General features: G+C 44.7%; 16 protein-coding genes, 1 tRNA gene and 1 pseudogene. 17 read left to right on the plus strand and 1 reads right to left on the minus strand.

Annotated elements, in window-relative coordinates:
• Positions 1 to 53: 53 nt before the first annotated feature.
• From allW to HXT56_RS02730, 9 genes are all read left to right on the plus strand, one after another.
• The gene (gene allW / locus HXT56_RS02690) at positions 54 to 1559 is read left to right on the plus strand and encodes an allantoin permease (RefSeq protein WP_421778384.1); all 1506 of its coding nucleotides are present in this window, start codon (positions 54 to 56) and stop codon (positions 1557 to 1559) included.
• A gap of 64 nt (positions 1560 to 1623) precedes the next feature.
• Entirely contained in the window at positions 1624 to 3000 is a 1377-nt protein-coding gene (gene allB / locus HXT56_RS02695; RefSeq protein ID WP_421778385.1) for an allantoinase AllB, read from the plus strand.
• Positions 3001 to 3051: 51 nt separating this feature from the next.
• A complete protein-coding gene (gene thiS, locus HXT56_RS02700; RefSeq protein ID WP_421778386.1) occupies positions 3052 to 3249 on the plus strand; it encodes a sulfur carrier protein ThiS in 198 nt (65 codons plus the stop codon).
• A gap of 3 nt (positions 3250 to 3252) precedes the next feature.
• Positions 3253 to 3876 carry a sulfur carrier protein ThiS adenylyltransferase ThiF gene (gene thiF, locus HXT56_RS02705; RefSeq protein WP_116711730.1) on the plus strand — a complete coding sequence of 208 codons (624 nt, stop codon included), beginning with the start codon at positions 3253 to 3255 and terminating at the stop codon, positions 3874 to 3876.
• Complete coding sequence (locus HXT56_RS02710; RefSeq protein ID WP_116711731.1) at positions 3866 to 4633, plus strand: thiazole synthase; 768 nt, start codon at positions 3866 to 3868, stop codon at positions 4631 to 4633. The genes thiF and HXT56_RS02710 overlap by 11 nt, the downstream gene beginning before the upstream one ends.
• Positions 4634 to 4788: 155 nt before the next feature.
• Positions 4789 to 4864: transfer RNA gene (locus HXT56_RS02715), tRNA-Gly, on the plus strand.
• A 300-nt stretch (positions 4865 to 5164) separates the two neighbouring features.
• On the plus strand, positions 5165 to 8476 hold the full coding sequence (locus tag HXT56_RS02720) for a tetratricopeptide repeat protein (protein ID WP_421778387.1): 3312 nt from the start codon (positions 5165 to 5167) through the stop codon (positions 8474 to 8476).
• 91 nt (positions 8477 to 8567) lie between these two features.
• Complete coding sequence (gene ligA, locus HXT56_RS02725; RefSeq protein ID WP_421778388.1) at positions 8568 to 11540, plus strand: NAD-dependent DNA ligase LigA; 2973 nt, start codon at positions 8568 to 8570, stop codon at positions 11538 to 11540.
• A 5-nt stretch (positions 11541 to 11545) separates the two neighbouring features.
• Positions 11546 to 12676, plus strand: coding sequence for an Mrp/NBP35 family ATP-binding protein (locus tag HXT56_RS02730; RefSeq protein WP_250309422.1), 1131 nt, complete (start codon positions 11546 to 11548; stop codon positions 12674 to 12676).
• Positions 12677 to 12751: 75 nt separating this feature from the next.
• Here the strand turns inward: HXT56_RS02730 and HXT56_RS02735 are convergent, their stop codons facing one another.
• Complete coding sequence (locus HXT56_RS02735) at positions 12752 to 14122, minus strand: DUF349 domain-containing protein (protein WP_116711735.1); 1371 nt, start codon at positions 14120 to 14122, stop codon at positions 12752 to 12754.
• Between the two features lie 95 nt (positions 14123 to 14217).
• On the opposite strand from HXT56_RS02735, the gene hisS reads away from it, so the two are divergent.
• The 8 genes and pseudogenes from hisS to HXT56_RS02775 form a co-directional block, all read left to right on the plus strand.
• Entirely contained in the window at positions 14218 to 15618 is a 1401-nt protein-coding gene (gene hisS, locus HXT56_RS02740) for a histidine--tRNA ligase (RefSeq protein WP_421778473.1), read from the plus strand.
• A gap of 91 nt (positions 15619 to 15709) precedes the next feature.
• On the plus strand, positions 15710 to 17506 hold the full coding sequence (gene aspS, locus HXT56_RS02745; RefSeq protein ID WP_116711736.1) for an aspartate--tRNA ligase: 1797 nt from the start codon (positions 15710 to 15712) through the stop codon (positions 17504 to 17506).
• 223 nt (positions 17507 to 17729) lie between these two features.
• Positions 17730 to 18500 (plus strand): amino acid ABC transporter ATP-binding protein, encoded by a 771-nt coding sequence (locus tag HXT56_RS02750; protein WP_116712037.1) that lies wholly within the window; start codon positions 17730 to 17732, stop codon positions 18498 to 18500.
• Positions 18501 to 18600: 100 nt separating this feature from the next.
• The gene (locus HXT56_RS02755; RefSeq protein WP_250309423.1) at positions 18601 to 19434 is read left to right on the plus strand and encodes a glutamate ABC transporter substrate-binding protein; all 834 of its coding nucleotides are present in this window, start codon (positions 18601 to 18603) and stop codon (positions 19432 to 19434) included.
• A 1-nt stretch (position 19435) separates the two neighbouring features.
• On the plus strand, positions 19436 to 20113 hold the full coding sequence (locus HXT56_RS02760; RefSeq protein ID WP_116711738.1) for an ABC transporter permease subunit: 678 nt from the start codon (positions 19436 to 19438) through the stop codon (positions 20111 to 20113).
• Between the two features lie 5 nt (positions 20114 to 20118).
• Complete coding sequence (locus HXT56_RS02765) at positions 20119 to 21201, plus strand: amino acid ABC transporter permease (protein WP_165846019.1); 1083 nt, start codon at positions 20119 to 20121, stop codon at positions 21199 to 21201.
• Positions 21202 to 21394: 193 nt separating this feature from the next.
• Positions 21395 to 22822, plus strand: coding sequence for a UTP--glucose-1-phosphate uridylyltransferase (locus HXT56_RS02770; protein WP_116711739.1), 1428 nt, complete (start codon positions 21395 to 21397; stop codon positions 22820 to 22822).
• Positions 22823 to 23129: 307 nt separating this feature from the next.
• Positions 23130 to 23871 (plus strand): annotated as a pseudogene (locus HXT56_RS02775) (WYL domain-containing protein); the annotation flags it as partial.
• Positions 23872 to 23887 lie beyond the last annotated feature (16 nt).

Consider the following 23887-nt stretch of genomic DNA (forward strand, 5'->3'; position numbering starts at 1 on the left):
AAATACGAAACGTACAAAAGTTAAAGACATTACTAGACAGTAAGGAGGTGCACATGCAAAGTAGTACAACGCTGCTACAAGACGAGCCAGTAAGCATTCAGCAATTGGAATGTTATCGCGAGCGCGGCTACACTAACGAGGATTTGCTGCCGAAACCGCAGAAAAAACGCAATATGAGCGCGCTGAATTTCTGCACATTATGGATGCAATCAGTTCATAACATTCCAAATTATGCGGCAGTGGGCGCGTTTTTGCTCATGGGTTACTCGCCAATGCTAATAATGCTCGGCATTATGCTCGGAGCTGTTCTTACGGCAATCGTGATGGCCGCAAACGGTGTAGTGGGCTCTAAGTATGGCATACCGTTTTCCATGCACTTGCGCGCAACGTACGGTAAGTCCGGTGCTCAATTACCGGGATTTCTTAGGGGAGTTGTAGCCGCAATCTGCTGGTATGGCATACAAACGTATATTGGTGCGAAGGCTTTAGAAATTCTCGTCGGTAAAATTTGGCCAGGATTCCTAACTTTTGGCAGCAACATACCTTTAGTTGGCAAGAATATGCCTATTATTGTCGCTTTTCTCCTATTCTGGTTGCTGAATCTTGCTATCGGCTTGGGAGGCGGAGGTGCGCTTAATAAGCTTACTGTCGTACTAAGCCCGCTTATTTACGTCGTTTTTGGTTGCATGAGCGCGTGGGCTATAAGTGGAGCTGGCGGACTTATGGCAATTATGCAGTACCATCCGGCAGTTCAATCTCCAACACATTACGGTCTTGGACTATTTATGATGATGGTGGTCAATTCCGTACTGGGAGTATGGGCTGCTCCAGCTGTTTCCATAGCTGATTTCACGCAGAATGCGAAATCTACTATTGCGCAAGTTAAAGGCCAAATTGCTAGTTTCCTGCTTAGTTACGCACTATTTGCTTTTACCAGCGTAGTGATTCTGGTCGGCGGCTCAATAATTTATAAGCAAACGATTACAGACGTGCTAGTAATTATTAATAAGTGGGATAATCTTGCCGCTATTGCCGTTGCTACAATCCTGCTACTGCTCACCACCGTATGCACGAATGCTACTGGAAATATTGTTCCTGCAGCATACCAGCTAACTGCTTTACTTCCGCGATTTGTGAATTATAAGCGCGGCGTAATTGTGGCAGCGGTAATAAGTACTGTTTTGATGCCTTGGAAATTCATGGCAAATATTACGGGTTTCTTAAATCTTATCGGCATGCTTTTAGGACCTATTGCAGGCGTGTTACTTGCAGATTATTACATTGTGAAACATTGCAAAATAGATCTTGACCAATTGTATTACGATACGAAAGATTCAACTTGCGTAACATCTGCTTACGCGGGCACGAATTGGAAATCTTATATCGCCACAATTTTTGGCCTCATATTTGCACTTTCCGGACAGCTTATTCCTGCTGTTGCTCCTCTTACACAAATCTCTTGGATTGTGGGATGTGTAGCAGGTTTCGTAATGCAAATATTGTTGTCAAAACTGCCAACGCTGCCAAAATTACCAAAATCAGAAAAATCAAAGAACTAAAAATTGACAAATCACAAAACTAATAAAATTTTTCAGCCAACCACGGCGAAAGAAAGGAAATAATATGAACTACGATGTAGTTATTACTAACGGTTTAGTGGTATTCGATAATGAAGCCACCAAAGCCGATATAGCAATTAAAGACGGCAAGTTTGCTGCTTTTGGAAGCAACTTTACAGCCGATAAAACTATTGACGCAACCGGCTTAATAGTTGTTCCTGGAAAAGTTGACTCTCACGTTCATATTAACGCTCCTGGCGGCGGAGTGCGTGACGATTGGGAAGGTTTCGTAACTGCCACTTCCGCAGGCGCAAAGGGCGGCATCACTACTATGTTGCAGATGCCTTGCAATCAGATTCCTGCAACTACCGATGGAAAGTCATTTGAAGCAGTGCTTGAAGAAGCCGATGGAAAGCTCAAGGTTGATGTTGGTCAAACTGGTGGCTTGGAACCACAAAACCTCAATGGCGGAATATGCGAGCAAGATAAGCAGGGTGTCGTTAATTACAAAGCGTTCCTCGGCACTACTGGCGACAAGGATTTGCAAGTTGATTTGTATAATTGCGACGATTATTCCCTCTACACCGGCATGCAGCAGATTGCAAAAACCGGCAAAATTTTGATTATGCACTGCGAAAACGCTCCTATTACAGACCAGCTTGGAAAGAAAGCTCATCAAATGGGAGCACGCAAGCTTTCTGAATTTGTGGCCACCAGACCTGTTTTCACTGAGGTTGAAGCGATTGAACGCGCTTGCATTTTTGCTAAGGAAACCGGCTGCAGAATCCATATTGTGCACGTTTCTTCTCCAGAAGGTGCTCAAGCTGTTGCTAACGCTCGCAAAAACGGCGTAGATGTGAGCTGCGAAACTTGCAACCATTACCTTTATTTCGACACGTCCGAACTCGACGAAATCGGCAATATTGCTAAGTGCACTCCACCAATTCGCGATAAGGAAAATCAAAATGGCTTGTGGAAAAAGGTCTTTGACGGCTCTATTAACTTCATCGTATCCGATCACTCTCCAGCTCCTTTGAGCTTGAAGCAAACTGACGACGCGTTCACAGCTTGGGGCGGTATTGGAAGCGTTCAAAACGACGTGGATGTATTCTTCGATGAAGCTGTACAAAAGCGCGGCATGTCGTTGACGCAATTTGTGGCATTGAACTCTCGAAATTCTGCCGAGCGTTTTGATTTGAAGGGTAAGGGAAGCATTCGCTTAGGCTACGACGCAGATCTTGCCTTTATTAAGCCAAATGCTCCGTATGTGCTGAAAGCTGAAGATCTTGAGTATCGTAACAAGTTCAGCCCGTACGTCGGCCGCACTATTGGCTGCCAGGTGGTAAGAACTTTGCTTCGCGGCGAAGAAATCTATAGTAAAGAAAACGGCGTTACCAAAGATTTCAAGGGAAAGTTCATTCTGCACAAAGCCGAAAACTAAATAGCAGACCGTTGCATAAAGTATGATAATCCTGTACCGAAAGGAGGGAACATGCTGAAACTGAACCACGATATGGTTGAATATGTTGAAGGCGAAACGTTACATGAGTTACTGAAACGCGAAGGCTACGACATTACTTTTGTTGCTGTAACGGTTAACAACGAACTAGTTAAGCGTAATGATTTTGACACTTTTATTGTTAAAGATAATACAAAAATTGAAGTGTTTAGCATTATGGGAGGGGGCTGATATATGGAAAGCGATGACATACGCACGAAAGTCTTGCAAAGACAACGTACGGAAGATAGTGATCTGTTTGCTAAGCAAAGTATTAGCATACTTGGCTGCGGCGGATTAGGTTCTAACATTGCTTTAATGTTGGCACGCGCTGGCGTCGGCACTTTGTATTTGTACGATTTTGACAGGATTGAATACTCAAATTTGAACCGTCAAAATTATACGATACGTGAAGTTGGACAATATAAAGTTGAAGCTACTAAAGCCCGACTTGAAGAAACCTTGCCTTACGTTAAGGTAAATTCTTTTGTGCAACGTATTACGCCAGAATCCCTTGATGAGATTGCCGAACGCTCTGACTTGTTTATTGAAGCGTTTGACAATCGAGAGTCAAAATCCATGGTTCTTGACTATTTCATGAATCATACAAATAAATTTATTATTACTGCTTCCGGCTTGTCTGGTTTAGGAAACGTAAAGAATGTATCTGTTAAGCACGCAGGTAATGTGTGTTTAGTAGGAGATTTTAAGTCTTCACCTGAAGAAGGCTTATATTTGCCTTACGTTTCAGTTATTGCCAGTTTAGAAGCGTTGGAAGCATTGAAATGGATAAAAAATGGAGGAAATTATGGAGAATGAAGATTATTTGGAATTAGGCGGTAAGAAGTTCACTTCCCGCTACATTTTGGGTTCCGGAAAGTATTCTGAAGAACTGATTGACGCAGCAGTAAACAGCGCTAAAGCTGAAATGATTACTGTAGCAATTCGCTACAGTGAGAAGGCTGCCGGAATTTTGAAGCATATTCCGGAAGGCGTGACTATTTTGCCAAACACTAGCGGCTGCGTAAATGTAGAGGAAGCGGTGAACACGGCTCATATTGCTCGCGAAATGGGTTGCGGCAACTTCATTAAGCTTGAGATTATTCCTGACCGCAAATATTTGCTTCCAAACAATGAGGCTACGTTGCAGGCAACGAAGATTTTGGCTGACGAAGGCTTTACTGTTTTGCCTTATATGTACCCAGATTTGTACTTTGCTAAGGCTATGCGCGACGCGGGCGCCTCGGCAATTATGCCTCTTGGCTCTTTAATCGGTTCAAATAAGGGCTTGGAAACGAAGAAGTTTATTCAGCTTATTATTGATGAGATTGATCTTCCAGTTATTGTTGACGCTGGTATTGGCGTACCAAGCCAAGCTGCTGAGGCTATGGAAATGGGCGCTGCTGCAGTAATGGCAAACACTGGTGTTGCTACAGCAAAAGATATTGTGCTTATGGCTAAGGCATTTAAGCTCGGTATTGAAGCAGGCCGTGCAGCTTATCTTGCAGGCCCTGGTCGTGTGCTTGAAAAAGCTGCAACACCGTCTTCTCCAAAGCGCGACGACGAAAATAAGTAACGTATAAACAAATATACTAAGTACCAAAGTGCACAGTAAAAAAGGCTTTGCACAATATTAAGTAAGCCTTGCAGAAGTCGGTTGGATATCTGCAAGGCTTACGACATACCCAACTTGCACTTATTAGAAGAATGAGCTAAACTGTTCATTTGTTTGCGGACATAGCTTAGTTGGTAAAGCGCAACCTTGCCAAGGTTGAGACCGCGGGTTCGAGTCCCGTTGTCCGCTCCATTTTTTATTACAGTTTGTTTTTCAAAATTATATTTTTCCCAACTCAGCGCACTATAAATGTATTGCCGAATATAGTGACGAATACAGCAGCAAACGCAACAACGAACGCAATAGGAAAGTTGCAATAAATTTTTGCAATTCGGCAACATCCATGCGTGAAGCATACTTTTCCTATATACTGCTTATATACTTTGTATACTGAACTATAATGTGATGTGTGTGAGCAGCACGTAACATTTTGTGCTGAATGTTAAACGCGCACACTGTGCAAAATAGCACCGACTTGAAAGAATGGGGAATATGGCTGACGACGTGCAATCTACCAAGCAGACACCTTCCAAGGAGGATTGTACGTCAATATTGGCAGACGCCATTGATTCCTTATGGGGGCAGGGAAATGTTACTTCTATCCCTGCGTTTGTTAAGCATCATATTTTCTACGATTTTCCAGGATTACCTGCACACACTCAATTAGCTTGGTTCAAAATTCCGGGAAAACTTTATGGTATCGCGTTAGGTTTGTGTAAGGAGAATGGAAAGTATTTTCGTCAACTTGCAATCGCTGACGAAGACGGCAGAGTCTACACAGGAGACAAAGTAACACCTGCAGAAACCATAGAACGATTACCTCAACTATCGTTAATTGAGCAAGGATCTTGCGATTTGCGCCATAAAACTCGGTTTTATGGCACCACGGCAATACCAAATTCCCAAAGTCTTACGCAAAAATGCAACAGCATATTACGCAAGATGCGCATACAACGACAAAATACGCAACATTCGCAAACGTCGCCAAGTAAAAAACAGAATCATATTGTTACGCCTACTACTACGCCTACTGTTTATGGCGATGTAGTTATGCAAGCTTCTTTAGATGACGGCTTACACCAGGTTGCTTCGTGGCTTTGCTGCTTACAAGGCAAGCGTAAAAAGTATACGATTGAGGGCACGCGAGTATCATTGCCAGATGCTTTGCGCTGTAATCTTCCTTATGAAGACGCTATTGCCACAGCATTTTTTGCAACATTTTTCATACCTGATTTGCATCAGACTTTAGTTGGCTTTGGGTACAGTCACGTTTTGCGTAGGTTACAAAATGAAGCCCCACTTGGCGCTATTCGTCGAAGCGTAGCAGATATTGATAAAGCAATAGACAAGGGCTTGCGTGTTTCCGGCTTGGAAGAGTATTACAAACGCGTTATGCAAGACGTTGGAGCATTAGAGCCAACGCGAAGCCTTGAAGCAGTTCACGGTGCAGAAAGATTACATCTGCAGTCAGCTCAACGAACTTCAGCACACTATCTTATTTGGGATGACTCGCTTGAGCCTGCCGCAGCGCTAAAAGTACTACGTATTGAAGGCGCTCTCAATCGATTGCAGGCAGTTTATCAGTGCTTGCAATCGAACGCTTCACAAGGTGGGAAAACTACAGAAGATAACGTAACTTGCGAGCGCATTGCTGCTATTGATAACGCAATTATTGAAGATCCTGCTTTTATTGCTAGCGAATCTTTGGGAATGCAAAGTTTTGGCAACCCTTTGCAAGATGACAACATACGTCCACTGATGCACTTGTGGCGTAAAGCGCGCAAATGCCAACAGTCTGCTTCTTATCTAAAACAAACTAAAGCAGGAGAGTGGCAGTATCGTCAATCTCTTGCCGAACTTATTCGCAGCTTATATTTACCCTTCCGTTTCGACGCCGACTTTCGTTCGCATCTTAACGATGGGAAAGTTGCCATCGCTTTTACCGCAACAGGCACATCTTTGATGCCATCATGCACTTATGATGCCGTATCACACACTTGGAACAAGCTTAATGACAGCGAGAAATCGCGCATGGCCACAGATTATAATCTTCGACTTGGCATAATGCTTGCAACTCTCGCATTTGGTATTAACGAACAAATACAGCACGTGTCAATTCGACTCGATTCCATCGGCCTTGAGGAAATGGTTGCTGCTCAAGATAGCGCTATTAGCACGCTACTCAATCGCACGCTAAGAGCGTTACGCAATATGAACGGTAGTGCTACTCCGTCCAAAGGCGAACCAAAAGATGGAGACGTTCATGGAGATCCTGCTCAACTTCAGGATTTACAACATCTGCCTCTTGCCGATGTTATTGATGCCGCACAATCACTAGTCGATGCTCATACTGCGGATATTACTAAAGCAGTAGCAACAGATGCCGGCGATGCTGAAGATAGTGTCACTGTTGAAATCACAGACGACGACGCCAATAATGCTACTGGCAGTACCAATGACAATCCTCTATCCGCATTTAGCGAACCTCCAGAAATACGAACGTTAGTAACGGTAACTTTTGAACGCGAATCTTTTATAAAACATATTCGCGCGCACGGATTGCAAAATCCTATAGAATTTTATCGTCAATCGCATGCCGTTTTGCGCGTGAAAGAAAACAATACTCTTGAAACCATTGAGCCATCGTTTGACTTGCACGATTCGTGTTTTGCTCCTCACGGCGCTCAAGAAGAACCCGAATTTTCTGATACTATTTTTGACAATAATCAAGAAGAAATTTTAGGAACCTACTATTCTCAAGGTCTTTCAATTCAAAGAGAAGACTTACTACAGCAGGCAGTTACTGATTTTCATCATATTGCTTCTGAACAAATCCCGACAACAGCTGAAAAAGCTAGGGAAGCCATGCGTATTATTGATAGTATTGGCGACCCTGAGCTGAGCAAACGAGCGGACGACGTTACAAAAGCACTTATCGATGAAGCACCAATACCAGAGCTTTCCTTCACCGTTTCGCAAGACATTCACTCAATGCGCATACGAGCACACGAACAATTTATGGAAGGCGATCTTAAACAAGCGATTGAAGATTACGAGGAAAATATTGCTCGTTTCGACGCCATGTTTTCTGTAGGCAATACTGTCCCTCGCTACTTTAATTCTTACGCTGAGAGAGTAGTGTACAACCGTCTGTTTGCAACTCAAGACGAGCACACTTTACTTATTCCAGACGGGCTGTTCTACGCACACATGGAAATTGCGGATTTACTTTCACAATTACACCAAAACGATGCAGCACTTAAGCATTTGAACACCATGGTTTCCTACGCTCCAACCTATGCTCTTTCGCATTTGAGACTCGCGGCGGCATTGTGCCAGCAGGAGGATTGGACCTCAGCTATTGCTGCCTGCTTAAACGCTTTACGCGTGTCGTTTGATAAAGACGATGCCGCATTTGCCTATTACAGGCTCGCGTATGCTGCGTGGATGCAAGATCGTTTTGCTTTAGCTGCCGGAGCTTACCGTATGGCAGACTATTTAGCTCCGGGGCGAATTGAGCCTTTAAGCGTGGAGTTAGAAGAATTATTGTCCAGAATGCAGTCGCAATGCTATAAAGCTCCACGTAATATGGACGAAGTGCGACAGATTTTTCAGCAAGAGGATATTCCTGTCTGGCCAAATATTGAGGCAAATCATATTATTGGTAAGGCTGCGAAGCTTACTGTTGACGATGGTATGTTTGTGATTGCTCGAACATTATGCGTAGCACATATTCGTATGACACTATCGGAAGATTGGGAAGGTGCAGTGCAATCGCAATTTTTGCGCTCGCTTAACGCATAAAAAGCTACGTAAACTTCATAATCATAAACTTCATAATAACTTCATAAACGTCACAAACGTGTAAAACATATCGAGTTGAAAGGGGATTTTCATGAGTGCAGCTCACGATGATACAGCATCACAAAGTACGCAATGGACGCTTTTTGACAATTTTGATAATCAACCTGTAACTCATGAGGACCAGCAAGAACCTACTCAAGAGCAATCTCAAACGAAGACTACAACCAGCAATAATCAGCTTCAGAATCATAAAATTGGCAGCGAATCACACTCTGAAGCTCACGTTTGGAACTCTACTACGGACGCAGATTCCTGGATTGCTCAGCTCGAACCAACCGATGCGGATGCTCTAGCTCTTGAAAGTTTACAACCCGCGGCCCTTACTACAGAACAAGCAGCTCACTTATGGGCAAAGTTAGCTGCATGGACGCAATCAGATCAAATCGCATATTATGTAGAGGATTCGCCTACCAGCTCCGATGCTGCCTATGATGCGCGCATGCGGACGCTGATTGCTTTGGAATCTACCTTCCCAACGCTAGACACACCTCAGTCTCCAACACATCGCGTAGGTGGCACTTTCTCCAATGACTTCACTTCTGTAAAACACCCTTCTCGCATGATGAGCTTGGATGACGTATTTTCTCTGGACGAATTGCACGATTGGTACAACAGTGTTCTACGAGACTTACAATGGCCTGAGTCAAAACCGCTTCCTATGACATGCGAAGTAAAAATTGACGGGCTTGCATTAAACCTTATCTATCGCAATGGCACACTTGAACAAGGTTTAACTCGAGGCGACGGCGTAACAGGCGAAGATATTTCACTTAACGTGAGAACAATTGAAGCAATACCTACGCAACTTCACGCAAACAATCCCGACGATATTCCTGAATTCGTGGAAATTCGCGGCGAAGTATTTATGAAGTGGACTGATTTTCGCAAACTCAACGAAGAACAGGAAGACGCTGGATGCACAGCTTTTGCCAATCCAAGAAACGCGGCAGCAGGCTCGCTTCGTCAAAAAGATCCTCGCATTACTGCAACTCGCCGATTGAGCTTTTTCGCTCACGGCTTAGGCGAACTTCGCTGGAATGCGAACGCAAGCCATGCTCACAGTGAAACAACTTTTAACCAATCTGATGCATATAAGCTGTACAAGCAATGGGGCGTACCCGTTTCGCCTTACACTCGCGAAGTAACGAATTTTGCAGAAATTCAAGACATGATTGAATATTATGGGGAGAATCGAGCAAATATTTTACACGCCTTGGATGGAATTGTGGTCAAGGTTGATGATCGCGCATTGCAACGTCAACTTGGCGCAACTTCGCGCGCACCGCGCTGGGCTATTGCGTATAAATATCCTCCCGAGGAAGTCAATACCGTTCTTAAAGATATTGTTGTTCAAGTCGGAAGAACAGGACGAGTCACACCGGTAGCAGTGCTTGAACCAGTAACTGTTGCAGGCTCTACAATTTCCCGAACTACGCTTCACAACGCTTGCGAAGTTGAACATAAAGGTGTGCTTATCGGTGACACAGTAGTAGTTCGTAAAGCAGGCGATGTGATCCCGGAATTAGTTGGACCAGTGCTCAAATCGCGCGAAGGTCGAGAAAACCAGTTACGTAAGTTCGTAATGCCAGAATATTGCCCTTCGTGTGGCACAAAACTAGCTCCTGCAAAAGAAGGGGATAAAGATATTCGCTGCCCTAATGTTGAAAATTGCCCAGCTCAACTAACCGAACGTATTATCAACTTAGCTTCTAGGCAAGCTTTCGACATTGAAAATTTGGGAGAAGCAGCGGCCTTAGCGTTAACTAATCCGGAAGATTCTAGGCCTACTACCGCTGAAGTTTATTGCAACGACATTGACAAAATAATCACACGTCGTGGCGAAACCCCTAAGCCGTATATTCCACAAGCTATTTTACCGCTTCCAGAACCGCAAAAGCCTGTGCTGAAAAGCGAAGCCGGAATTTTTAGTATTACTGCAGACGACTTGCGAGATGTGAAAGTGTGGAAAGAAATACCGCATGTCGAAGAATGGGAAGAAATTGACAAGAACGGAAAGTTGCGAAAACGTACCAAAAAAGTTGGCGGCTCCGGCTTATGGAGACAAGTAAACGCTTTCTGGACTCGTACTCTTACGGCGACATACGTTGAAGAAAATAATGCAGAAAATACAAGCGACGCAACTGACGAAAACAATGTCAACGAAAATAAACTCGCCGAAAACGCGACGCAAGAAGTAAATCAAGAACCAAATCAAGAACCAAATCAAGAACCAAATCAAGAACCAAATCAAGAACAGTGGAATCCACAATACCCGCAATTCCACGTGCCTAAAGACGCTTACGTTAACGGCACTGCAGATAAGCGCGTCAAAAAAGATGGCAAAACTGTAACAATTAAAGCACCAACCTACTCAAGACCCTCAGAAACTACGCGAAGCATGCTCGAAGAAATCGCCCAAAAAGGCAAAAATGCACCACTATGGCGCGTTCTCGTAGCACTTTCCATACGCAGGCTAGGACCTCCAACAGCCAGACTCATCGCGGCACGATTCCAATCACTTGACAACATTGCTCACGCAACAGTAGACGAACTCACCAACATTGATGGCGTGGGATCAGAGATAGCGCAAACCGTTTATGACTGGTTCCAAAAAGCCCAACTGGAAGACAACTGGCGTGGCGAAGTACTCAAATCTTGGAAAGAAGCTGGAGTAGTCGGCAATATTGAATCCTCATCATTACAGCAAACCCTCAGTGGCAAAACCGTAGTGGTGACAGGATCGCTACAAAAATTTAGTAGAGACAGTGCCAAAGAAGCAATTATTTCCAGAGGCGGCAAAGCGTCAGGTTCCGTAAGCAGCAACACCTATTGCGTAATCTTAGGCGCGAATGCAGGCTCAAAAGCAACAAAAGCGCAAGAGCTCGGCATTCCAATGCTTAACGAACAGCAATTCAACATTCTTTTGGAAACTGGCAGCCTAGAAACTGCATTGCACAGTGCTGACGAAACCACTTTTAAGTTTGCTACTGAAATGGAATCATAACGTATATGAACGCAAGCGAACTTGAAACACGCCTTTACGATCTGCTCGGCAGCGTTATTGACCCTGAATTAGGACGTTCAGTTACCGAACTCAATATGGTAACTGGCGTGCATGTTAGTGCAAAAAACGCAGGCTTAAACGCTTCTCTGCCAGAATATGATGTTGAAATCAATCTTGAACTCACAGTGCCAAATTGCCCACTAGCGCAAGTCATATCCGAACGAGTTACAACAGCAATTTCGCAATATCCTCATGCCACACTCGTTCCGCATGTTCACATTACAGCAATGAGCGCAAGCAAATTAGCCGAGCTCGTATCAAATTTGAAAGCTGAGCGTAGGGAAAATCCCTTTAACAAAGCTGGAGCCCACACAAGAATTTTCGCCATCGCCTCCGGTAAAGGCGGGGTAGGGAAATCTTCTATAACCGCCAATTTAGCAGCAACTTTTGCGGCACTAGGTTACGACACGGCAGCTATCGACGCTGACGTATACGGTTTTTCCTTACCGCGCATGTTTGGAGTAAATTCTCAGCCTACAAATCTTAACGGTATGCTGATGCCGGTTGTTGCTTGGGGAGTAAAGCTTATTTCAATCGGCATGTTTGCTGGAACTGATCGCGCTATTTTGTGGCGAGGCCCACGTTTACAGCGCTCGTTAGAACAGTTTTTATCAGACGTTTGGTGGGGAAATCCAGATGTTCTTTTGCTTGATTTAGCTCCGGGAACGGGGGATATGGCATTAGCAGTCGCGCAATCGTTACCTAACGTAGAACTTGTAGTAGTTACTACTCCGCAACCAAGCGCATCGGACGTAGCTGTAAGAGCAGGACTTATGGCTTTGCAAATTCCAGTGAGTGTGCGCGGCGTAGTAGAAAACATGAGCTGGTTTGAAAACAATGGCGAACGCTTAGAAATATTTGGTTCCGGAGGTGGGAAACGCGTAAGCGAACAGCTTTGCAATGCTCTCCATACCAATATTCCGCTTCTAGCTCAGATCCCTCTAGACACGTCTCTTCGAGAAATTGGCGAAGCGGGGCGACCTGCGGTACTTGCGGAAGACGGCAAACTAGCCGACTCACCATTAGCTAATACTTTTGTTAAACTTGCAAAAAGCTTAATGGAAAAATCTGAGTAAAAATAAATATGGGGTCACTTTACTTTCAAGCAACCCCATATTTGAGAAGATTACGTTACTAAACGTTACTAAACGCTACTTAATGGCGTTCAACCATTGTTCCTTAGTAGCCTTTTCAGCCTGCAACTTAGCCTTACGGTTCTTATCAGTTTCCTTTGCAATTGCAGCATCAAGATCTTCAAGCTGTGCCTGAAGTTGCAAAGCAAAACTAGACTTACGAGCGTTAGCCTCAGGATCTTCATCCCTCCAAGCGGCTTCCTCAACAGCCTTAATCTTCTTATCAACTTCGTTCAAACGAGACTCAATACGACGCATATCTTCGCGAGGAACGAAACCAATAGCATCCCATTCTTCCTGAATTTGAGACAGCGCTTGACGAGCCTTTTTAGCAGCTTCCTCATTTTCTACAGGAAGCAGAGCCTCAGCCTTCACCAACAAAGCTTCCTTCTTGGAAAGATTCTCCTGCTCACCAGCATTGAGCTTCTCACGATCAGCCTGACGCGCATGGTAGAAGGCGTCAGCAGCCTCACGGAACTTAGTCCACAAAGCGTCATCATGTTGACGACCAGCGTTACCAGCTTTCTTCCAACGATCCATCAAAGCATTAAACTTCATAGAAGTTTCACGCCAATCAGTGGAATCTTTCAAAGTTTCTGCTTCAGCAATAATTGCTTCCTTAAGCTGCTTGGCGTTATTACGCACGTGCTCGCGTTCCTTAACCCAAGCGTTCCTAGCCTGAGTAAAGGTCGAACGAGCCTTAGAGAAACGCTGCCACAGTGCGTCAGCGTCAGTCTTGTTCAAATGAATGGTAGTGCGCTGATGCTCCTGCCACTCGTCAAATAAAGCACGTAACTTGTCGTTAAGCTCACGCCAATTCGTCGAATCGCCCATATTAGCAATTAAAGCTTCAGCACGTTCTACAATAGCTGCACGCTCTTTCAAAGCCTTTTCAAGAGCTTCTTTACGAGCTTGGCTCATCGCTTCCTTTTTTTCTTCGCCTTTTGCTTTCAACTCGGCGTGTCGCGCACGCAAAGCGGCAATGTCACCAACCGCAGCAGGGTTGTCTAACTCAGCTTGCAAAGCATTCAAAGTTTCGTCAATTTCTTTCGCCTTTACGTTGGAAGATTCCAAACGCTTAGCGAACAAATCAAGCTTAATCTTCAAGTCAAGATAGCGATGAATATAGAAGGTCAATGCTTCTTCAGGAGTGCCAGTGGAGTACTGACCAACCTCACGTTCGGCCCCATCTTCCTTAACATAAACAGTGCCACTTTCATCAACGCGGCCAAAGGTTTTCGCGGCTTTAATATCTTCTTCGCTATAGGAAATAGTTGGTGCCTGGGCAACAACACGAGCTTTATGCGCGAAGCTAGCCGGCGACGGCGCGTGTGGCTTTGGGGTAGTAGTGGATTGAGTATTTTCTTCAGGTTTAGTCTGTTCGGTCACGGTCGACTCCTTACAGCAGATGCACGGTAACAGTGTTACGAATAAGTATGACGGTAAGCCATGATTTTTCCGCAACACCACCTATTATAGTGGACATGGTACAAGGCTCATCAATCTCAGGTTTCCCTGAATGGCTTCCTAGTGAACGCGCTGTAGAACAGCAAGTAATTGACACGCTACGAGAAGTCTTTGAACTCAATGGTTTTATTGGCATTGAAACGCGTGCCGTAGAGCAGGGTTCAAGTTTGTTAAAAAAGGGCGAAACTAGTAAAGAAATTTATTTATTGTCGCGTTTGCAGGAAGTTGGCCACGAATCCGACACTCCAGTTGAAGAACGAATCGGTTTGCATTTTGATTTAACAGTGCCGCTAAGTCGTTATGTTGTAGAACACACTGGAGATTTGGCGTTCCCATTCAAGCGCTGGCAGATGCAGAAGGTTTGGCGAGGAGAGCGTCCACAAGAAGGCCGTTTCCGCGAATTTGTACAAGCAGATATTGATGTTGTTGGAAATGGTGAACTTCCATCCCACTACGAAGTTGAGTTGCCGCTTGTTATGGTCGAAGCTCTTGAACGCTTACGCAAGTTTGGACTTCCTAAAGCAACGGTTCACGCTAATAATCGTAAGCTTTCTGAAGGTTTTTACCGCGGTATTGGCTTAACTGATATTGAAGGCGTACTTCGAGAAATCGATAAGCTAGATAAAATCGGTGCGGATGAAGTAGCTAAACTTCTGGTAAAAGAGTGCGGTGCTACGGATTCTCAAGCCGCAGCCTGCTTGGAATTAGCAGAACTTACTGCAGCAACGGGCGAAGAATTAAAGTCTCGTTTTGACGCATTATGCGAGAAGCACAATATTTCCCGCAGTGAAGACAATGAATCATACGTTTTAGCTTCAGAAGGCGTTGAAACGTTGGCAATGATTGTTGACGAGGCAGCTCGAATTCGTCCTGGTGCCGTAGTCGCTGATTTGAAGATTGCTCGTGGACTTGACTATTATACCGGTTCCGTTTACGAGACTTTCCTTGATAACGCAGCATCTCTAGGCTCTATCTGCTCCGGAGGTCGTTACGACAATCTCGTTTCACAAGGAAAGAAAAAGTATCCAGGCGTAGGTTTGTCTATTGGTATGTCTCGCTTACTTTCTTACATGCTACACACGGCAGGTGCGACCGTTTCGCGAGTTTCTCCGGCTGCAGTGCTCGTAGCAGTTTGGAATGAGGAGGATCGTCCCGCATGCAACGAAATCGCTAGGAAACTTCGCGACCGTGGTATTGCAGTTGACGTTGCGCCGACGGCAGCCAAGCTTGGCAAACAAATTAAATATGCAGACAAGCTGGGTATTCCTTACGTATGGTTCCCTGCAGATAGTACTGAATCTGAGTCTTCTCACGATGAGGTAAAAAATATTATTACTGGCGAGCAAGAATCCGCAGATGTCACGTCGTGGCAACCGGATACTGTTTATGCCCGGCAGACAGTTTCTTGCGCCCAATAATAAGTGCGAATATTTTTCGCATATTAGGCTGCAGGTTCGTGTCAAATATAACAAATTAATACACTAATTAGAACGTAGAGGAAGTGGACTTATGAGCCAGACGGCGTATCGTACACATCATGCCGTTGAAGTGACTGAAGAATTGGTCGGGCAAAAAGTAACCATCGCTGGTTGGGTTGATCGTCGCCGCGATCACGGTGGCGTCGCCTTTGTTGACGTCCGTGACAACACAGGCTTGGTGCAGGTTGTTATTTACGATGAGGAAACCGCACGACCATTGCGTAGTGAGTTCGTTGTACAGGTAACCGGTGAGGTTCGCTTGCGTCCGGATGGCAACGAGAATGACCATTTGGCAACTGGTAAGATCGAAATCGTTGCTGAAACGGTTACAATTCTCGCCAAATCTGATGCTTTGCCATTCCAAGTTTCAACGGCTTTGGAAAACGAGTCCGAAAACAAGCTTCCTAGCGAAGATGTTCGTTTGAAGTACCGTTACCTTGATTTGCGTCGCCCGTCTATGCAGCGCAATTTGAAGCTTCGCTCTGATATGGCTAAAGCTGCTCGTCACGCTTTGGAAGATATGGACTTCACTGAGGTCGAAACTCCAACCTTTATTAAGTCCACTCCAGAAGGCGCACGTGACTTTGTTGTCCCAGCACGCTTGGTTCCAGGCTCTTGGTACGCACTCCCACAGTCTCCGCAGCTTTTGAAGCAGCTGCTCATGGTTTCTGGCGTTGAACGCTACTACCAGCTTGCTCGTTGCTATCGCGATGAAGACTTCCGCGCGGATCGTCAACCTGAGTTCACTCAGCTCGATATGGAAATGAGCTTTGCAAGCCAGGAAGATGTTATGGCTATGGCAGAACGCGTTATTGCCGCTATTTGGAAGGAAGCTGGCCACGAAATTACTCTTCCTTTGCCTCGTATCACTTGGCAGGAAGCTATGGATAAGTACGGTTCCGATAAGCCAGATTTGCGCTTCGGTAATCCTCTTATTGAGTTGACTGACTTCTTTAAGAACACTCCATTCCGCGTGTTCCAAGCTCCATACGTCGGCGCAGTCCTCTTTAAGGGCGGTGCTGAAACTCCTCGTCGTCAATTTGACGCTTGGCAGGATTGGGCTAAGCAGCGTGGAGCTAAGGGCTTGGCTTACGTAGTCTTCGGTGAAGATGGCGAGTTGAAGGGTCCTGTGGCTAAGAATCTTAGTGAAGAAGAACGCGCAGGCCTTAAGGAAGCTGTTGGCGCAGAAGATGGCGACGCAGTGTTCTTTGCAGCAGGCTCCCGCGAATCTTCGCAGCTTCTTCTTGGTGCTGTACGCGTAGAGCTTGCGAACCGCGCAGGTTTGCTTCATCCAGACGAGTTCGCTTTCACTTGGGTTGTTGACTTCCCACTGTTCAAGCGCACTGATGATCCAGATGACGACGATGTTGCAGTCGGCCACTCCAAGTGGACTTCTATGCACCATCCGTTTACAATGCCATCTGCTGATTGGATCGATAAGTTTGATAAAGATCCAGAGCATGCTATGAGCGATTCTTACGACATCGTTTGCAACGGTAACGAAATGGGCGGCGGTTCCGTGCGTATTCACCGCGACGATATTCAAGATCGCGTTTTGAATGTTCTTGGAATCGACAAGGCTGAAGCTGATGAAAAGTTCGGATTCTTGCTTGAAGCCTTCAAGTATGGTGCCCCACCTCACGCTGGTATTGCTTTGGGCTGGGATCGTACTGCCGCAATTTTGGCAGGCGCAAGCTCCATTCGCGACGTCATCGCCTTCCCTAAGGCTGGCGGCGGCCGCGATCCTCTAACTGGCGCTCCAGCTCCAATTTCGGACGAACAGCGTGCAGAAACTGGCGTAGATTACGATCCAGAAGAAGACGAGTAAAATAGTATCGCATATTACGAGTATTAATCGAATCACAGATTACGATTTGTAATATTCGCTCAAATAAAAGCTGTTAGGTGTGATGGAATGTCACAACTAACAGCTTTTTTGTAACCTAAGAGTTACAAAACGTAACGATAGCGATAAATAACTGTAACACAGCGTGATTAGACTGCTTCATATGGATAAGCAAGTAGCAAAGTCACATCCAAATGCCGAGGATATGACTTCCAGCACTGGTTCAGTGCACAAAGCGGCAACTCCTTTAGTAGAATTAAGCCATGTCGAAAAGCACTATGGAAAACTTCACGTGCTTAAGGATATTAATCTCACGGTTAATAAAGGCGAAGTACTTGTTATTATCGGTCCTTCCGGTTCTGGCAAGTCAACTATGTGCCGTACTATCAACCGTCTCGAAACTATTGATTCTGGCGATATTCGCATCGACGGCGAGCCACTTCCTCAAGAAGGCAAAGAACTCGCAGCTTTGCGCGCAGAAGTAGGCATGGTTTTCCAATCGTTTAACTTGTTCGCTAATAAAACAATTCTGGAAAACGTAACACTTGCTCCTATGAAAGTTCGTCATATGGATCAGCAAAGTGCAGAAACGTTAGCTATGGAATTGCTTGCGCGCGTAGGCGTTGATAACCAAGCCAACAAAATGCCTTCGCAACTTTCTGGCGGTCAGCAGCAGCGTGTTGCTATTGCTCGCGCTCTCGCTATGCAGCCAAAAGTTATGTTATTCGATGAGCCAACGTCCGCACTTGATCCGGAAATGGTGAATGAAGTACTTGACGTTATGGTTAATCTTGCTAAAGAAGGCATGACCATGATTTGCGTAACTCACGAGATGGGTTTTGCGCGTAAAGCAGCAGATCGCATCGTGTTTATGACAGATGGTCATATTCTTGAGCAGGGAACTCCTGAAGAATTCTTCGAGAATCCGAAGACTGATCGAGCAAAAGATTTCCTTTCCAAGATTCTTACGCATTAATAAAGTTTTTTCATTTGAGTTTTGAGTTTTAACTTTTAAGTCTTAAGTCTTACGAAGCTCACCACTATTGGAAAAACTGTTCTTACGAAGGGAATAAGTCATGAACATATTACGAAATCGCTCGTTACGCGCGATACTAGCTATGTTATGTACTCTTTGCTGCGTTCTACCGCTTTCTGCATGCGATCGCAGTGATGGCAAAAAAGTGATACGAATTGGTATTAAGTTTGATCAGCCTGGCTTGGGCTTCAAAAAAGCCGGAACTTACGTAGGTTTCGACGTTGATGTTGCTAAATACGTGGCTAAGAAACTCGGATATTCTGAAGATCAAATCGTATGGAAAGAGTCGCCTTCTAAGCAACGCGAAACAATGTTGCAAAACGGTGACGTCGATATTATTGTAGCAACGTACTCAATTACGGACGCTCGCAAAAATATTGTTTCGTTCGCGGGACCGTATTTTATTGCTGGTCAAGATTTGCTTGTTCGCAAGGATGAGCACAAAGTAAGTGGTCCAAACGATTTAAACGGAAAGCGTTTGTGCTCAGTATCTGGTTCAACCTCTGCAATAGCTATTAAAGAGAAGTTCGCTTCAAAAGTACAGCTTATGCAACAGCCAGGTTATGCAGAATGTGCAACCGCACTGTTCTCTGGCATTGTGGATGCCGTAACTACCGATGATATTATTCTCGCAGGCTTAGCAACTGCATCTCGCGGCCGCCTCAAACTCATCGGTAAGCCATTCACAGCAGAGTATTACGGCATTGGTATTAAAAAAGGCAATACGCGTTTGGCTAAACGTATTAACGCAGCTTTGAAAGACATGATGCGCAACGGCTCATGGAAGCGAGCGTTAAACGACAATTTGCGCGGCACTGGTTTTAAGCCAAATGCTAAGTACAATCCACCGGTACCTCAGGAAGGGGAGGAGTGATATGCAAGATTTTATACAACTTTTTACCTCCTACAATATTCCGGGAGCATTCCTGGTTAATATTGAAATAACGTTGTGGAGCATACTTTTTTCCAGCATTATTGGCGTAATTCTCGTTACGATGCGTATTTGCCCTGTATCTTCCTTACGCATGGTTGCTACAGTTTACGTGGAGTTGTTTAAGAATATGCCATTGACTATCATCATGGTTTTCATGGTGTTGGGCGTATACGCACAGCTTAAGCTCGGATTCTCACAGATTTTCGACGTGAACTTCTTCTGGCTTGCTGTTACCGGCTTGTCACTGTACACGGCAGCATTTGTGTGTGAATCGCTACGATCAGGTCTTAACACAGTACCAATTGGTCAAGCTGAGGCTTGCAGGGCGTTGGGATTGAATTTCTTCCAGTCAGCAACGCAAGTGATTTTACCTCAAACTTTCTGTGGATCGGTGGCTCCACTTGGCAACACGTTTATTGCGTTGTTAAAAAATTCTACTGTGGCCGCTGCAGCTTCTGTCGCTACAGAAACTTCCACAATGATGAGCGAAATGATTGAAAAACATGCGGACTTAATTGTTCCTATCTTCCTAATTTTCGCATGCGGATACATTATTCTCATTATCCCTATCGGTATTTTGACAACGTATCTGTCTAACAAGCTTGCAGTGAGAAGGTGATACCAATGGCTAAAGAATGTGAACAATCATTATTGTTTGATGCTCCAGGGCCAAAAGCTCGCAAGAAAATCCGTACAGCAAATATTATTGCAGGCTGCGTGTTTGCACTATGTGTAGTTGCTATACTTTTGCGTTTAAGTAATCCGCCTGATGGAGAAAACCAACTTTCATGGGTGTTATGGAACCCTGCTGTTGATTCTGAATCTTGGATTGATTTTTACCTTCCTGGCTTATGGATGACGTTGAAAGCATCGCTGGTTGCAGTCGTTGGCTCTATAATTTTCGGCTTATTCTTTGGATTGTGCCGTTTATTACCAAACTTACTTATTCGCAGCATTTCAGCAGTGGTGGTAGAGTTTTGCCGAGCTGTGCCGGTGTTGATGCTGATGATTTTCTTGTGGAGAGCGTTTGCACTTTCCGGCATGAAAGAAGCATCTTACTGGGCTGTTGTACTTGCGCTTATTCTGTACAACGGTTCCGTGGTTGCAGAATTGGTGCGATCTGGCGTTGGTAATCTGCCAAACGGTCAGCGTGAAGCTTCTCTCGCTCTCGGCTTAAGCGAATATCAGTCTCTTACGCAAATCGAAATGCCACAGGCCATCATTGCGATGATGCCAGCAGCTGTAACTCAGTTGGTGGTTGTGTTGAAGGATACAGCACTTGGCTCAATTATTATGTACACTGATTTGCTTCAAGAGTCTCGTCGCTTAGGATCGATGTACTTTAATATTTTGCAAACCTTAAGTGTTGCAGCAGTTATTTACTTCTTGATTTGCCTCGCTTTGTCTTGGTTCGCAGAATGGTTACCATCTCATTTGAAGAACCGTACTGCTGCTCCAACAGAAGTGGAACCAGTTGCGCCAATTGCTATTATGGATCCTTCTAATGTGAACCAGATGGCTGTTGCTAAGGAAGTTAAAGAGCTGCCATACGGTGGTACTCCTCGTAAGTATCACGTGCATCACCGCGGCACGAATGCTTCTATTCATCATTGGCGTCGAACTCGCTACTTGCAAGGCTACGATGAGCATCATCTTGAAACTGGCGACGAACCAGAAAATGATGATACAGAGGATACTAATAATTAATTCATTAGTTCAATTAGCATCCTAGATTCGCATCCTAAAAAAAAAATATTCACAAGCGTAGTCAGTTATTACATACTGGCTACGCTTTTTACGTTTTCATCTAAGCGAAATTATGAAAAAACAAACAACGTTTGCGCACAGACTAACAAATCGCTAAACTATTAGGGTCACATGCATACGAGGAGGCCATTACATGGATGACGCGTTTGAGCTGTCTGCTGCAAAGATGCGCAGACACAATATGAGCGATACTGCTATTGAACAATTTGCCCACCTGTACGATGTATGGCGTAATAATCAATCGGGAGAGTTTATTCGAGAAAGTAGCATAGAAGCTATTAAAACTGTGCCTAACTTTCACGAAATTTACGAAACAATAGACCACGATAAAGCAGTTAATGCATTTGCAAAAACGGCCTTCATTAAGCTGAATGGCGGTTTGGGAACTTCTATGGGATTGTCTTGCGCAAAATCTTTACTACCAGTGCGCAGACATAAAGCACGACAAATGCGTTTTATTGATATTATTATTGGCCAAGTTCTTACTGCCCGTCAACGTTTGGGCGTGGAGCTTCCTCTTATCTTCATGAACTCTTTCCGCACTTCTCACGACACTTTGCAAGTACTTAAGCGCAATCGCAAGTTTGTGCAGGAAAATATTCCAGTAGAAATTATTCAGCATCAGGAACCTAAACTAGTTGAAGAATCCGGCGAGCCTGTTTCATACGAGCAAGATACGGAGTTGGAATGGTGTCCTCCAGGTCACGGCGATATTTTTTCAACGCTGTGGGAATCTAATTTGTTACAGATTTTGCAAGAACATGGCATTGAATACTTGTTTATTTCAAACTCTGATAATTTAGGTGCTAGGCCGTCTAGAACGCTTGCACAACATTTTGAAAATACTGGTGCTCCTATCATGATTGAGGTTGCTAAGCGCACTCAGGCAGATCGAAAGGGAGGACACATAGTTCGTGACGCTCAAACGGGTCGCTTAGTTCTTCGCGAAATGACTCAGGTACATCCAGAAGATCGCAGAAGTGCGCAAAGTATTAAAAAACATCCTTATTTCAACACTAATAATATTTGGGTTCGTGTTGATGCTTTGCGTAAAAAATTGGAGGAATACCATGGTATTTTGCCTCTTCCTGTTATTTGCAATCGTAAAACCGTCGATCCAACTCTCGAAACTAGCACTCCTGTAATTCAGCTTGAAACGGCTATGGGAGCTGTAGCGTCACTTTTTGACGACGCAATTTGCGTGGAAGTAGATCGCATGCGATTCCTGCCGGTTAAAACAACGAATGACTTATTTATTATGCGTTCTGACCGATTCCATCTGACTGATTCGTATGAGATGGAGGATGGTAATTACATTTTCCCTGATATAGATTTGGATCCGCGATATTATAAAAATATTAACGATTTTAACGAACGATTCCCGTATTCAGTTCCTGCACTTGCCGCGGCAAAATCGGTTACGATTCGAGGAGATTGGACCTTTGGAAGTCAAGTTTCCATGTTTGCCGATGCGGTTTTGGAAGATACGGGGGAGCCAAGTTATGTACCAAACGGCGAGTTTGTTGGACCTCAAGGAATTGAGCCAGATTCTTGGGTTTAATAAAATTTTCGCCACTTGCGTCTTATATATGCGGCAACGTTACATTTTTCCTAAAGAAAAAAATACGTATGGCGTGTCGCTAAAAAATGGCGTATTTTCAACGATGTTGAGGTATTAGTGCGCACATGATACAGAATTATATTAAGTTTTTTGCAAAAATGTCCACACGTACCGCAAAACACCATTAAAATAGAAACGGTGCGTGCGTATAGTGCACAAGATTCAGGCTTGTTTTAAGTAAGTCTGAAGTGTTGTGACAGCACACGCTAGCAATAAACAATAGTAAATAAACGATACGTGAGGACCAATGGTAGAAGGAAGCAACGGAAGGCGACGTTTTTCCGACAAATGGGGCAAACACGAGCTTGATGTGCTCGCTGTATTGTCTTCCGCATTCCCGCAATGGCTGACTTCGCGGCAAATAGCCCAGCGCGTGAAAGCTTATGCAGATTCTTATGGTGAGCTTGCAGACCAAGCAGCCAAGGCGGCATTTGCAAAGCAGTTCCAACGCGATCGCGCCAAGCTCGCTGCTATGGGTATCGCAATTGAGTCTAGGCAGCCTGAATATTCTTCTAAGTCAGAAGGTCAGGATTTCGCATCGTATCGTTTACAATTGGGCGATGAGCCTCGAGTTCGACTGCGTTTTGACCAATCTGAATTGCCGGTATTAGCTGCAGCTAACTATTTAGCTCGTTCGATGTCTATTTCGTCACTTGAATCAGATCAACATGAACAGCAGCGCACTTCTCGCACAGCTCCTCGCGTTCCGCAAACTCCAATCCCAGGCTTAGGTTTAGATTCTATTGCTCCTGGTCTTGGCACTCAGATGCTTCCGGATTCTTTGGTGAAGGTTATTGATTCCCGTCGTTTTGCCGCAACCGTGGACGTCGACGGCGAACATTTGAATGTCGCTTATACTGACGCTGACGACTTAGCTATGTTTGTGCTTGAACACCCTGGTTCAAGCGTGGTAAGCCCTCAAGAGGCTGTTGACGCTTTCCACCGTCGTTTACACGCTGCAGCCGAATTCTCATCGTGTGATGAGCATAGTCAATGCGACGATAC

It is taken from the genome of Gardnerella nova, from assembly GCF_049244055.1.
Taxonomy (GTDB): domain Bacteria; phylum Actinomycetota; class Actinomycetes; order Actinomycetales; family Bifidobacteriaceae; genus Bifidobacterium; species Bifidobacterium vaginale_H.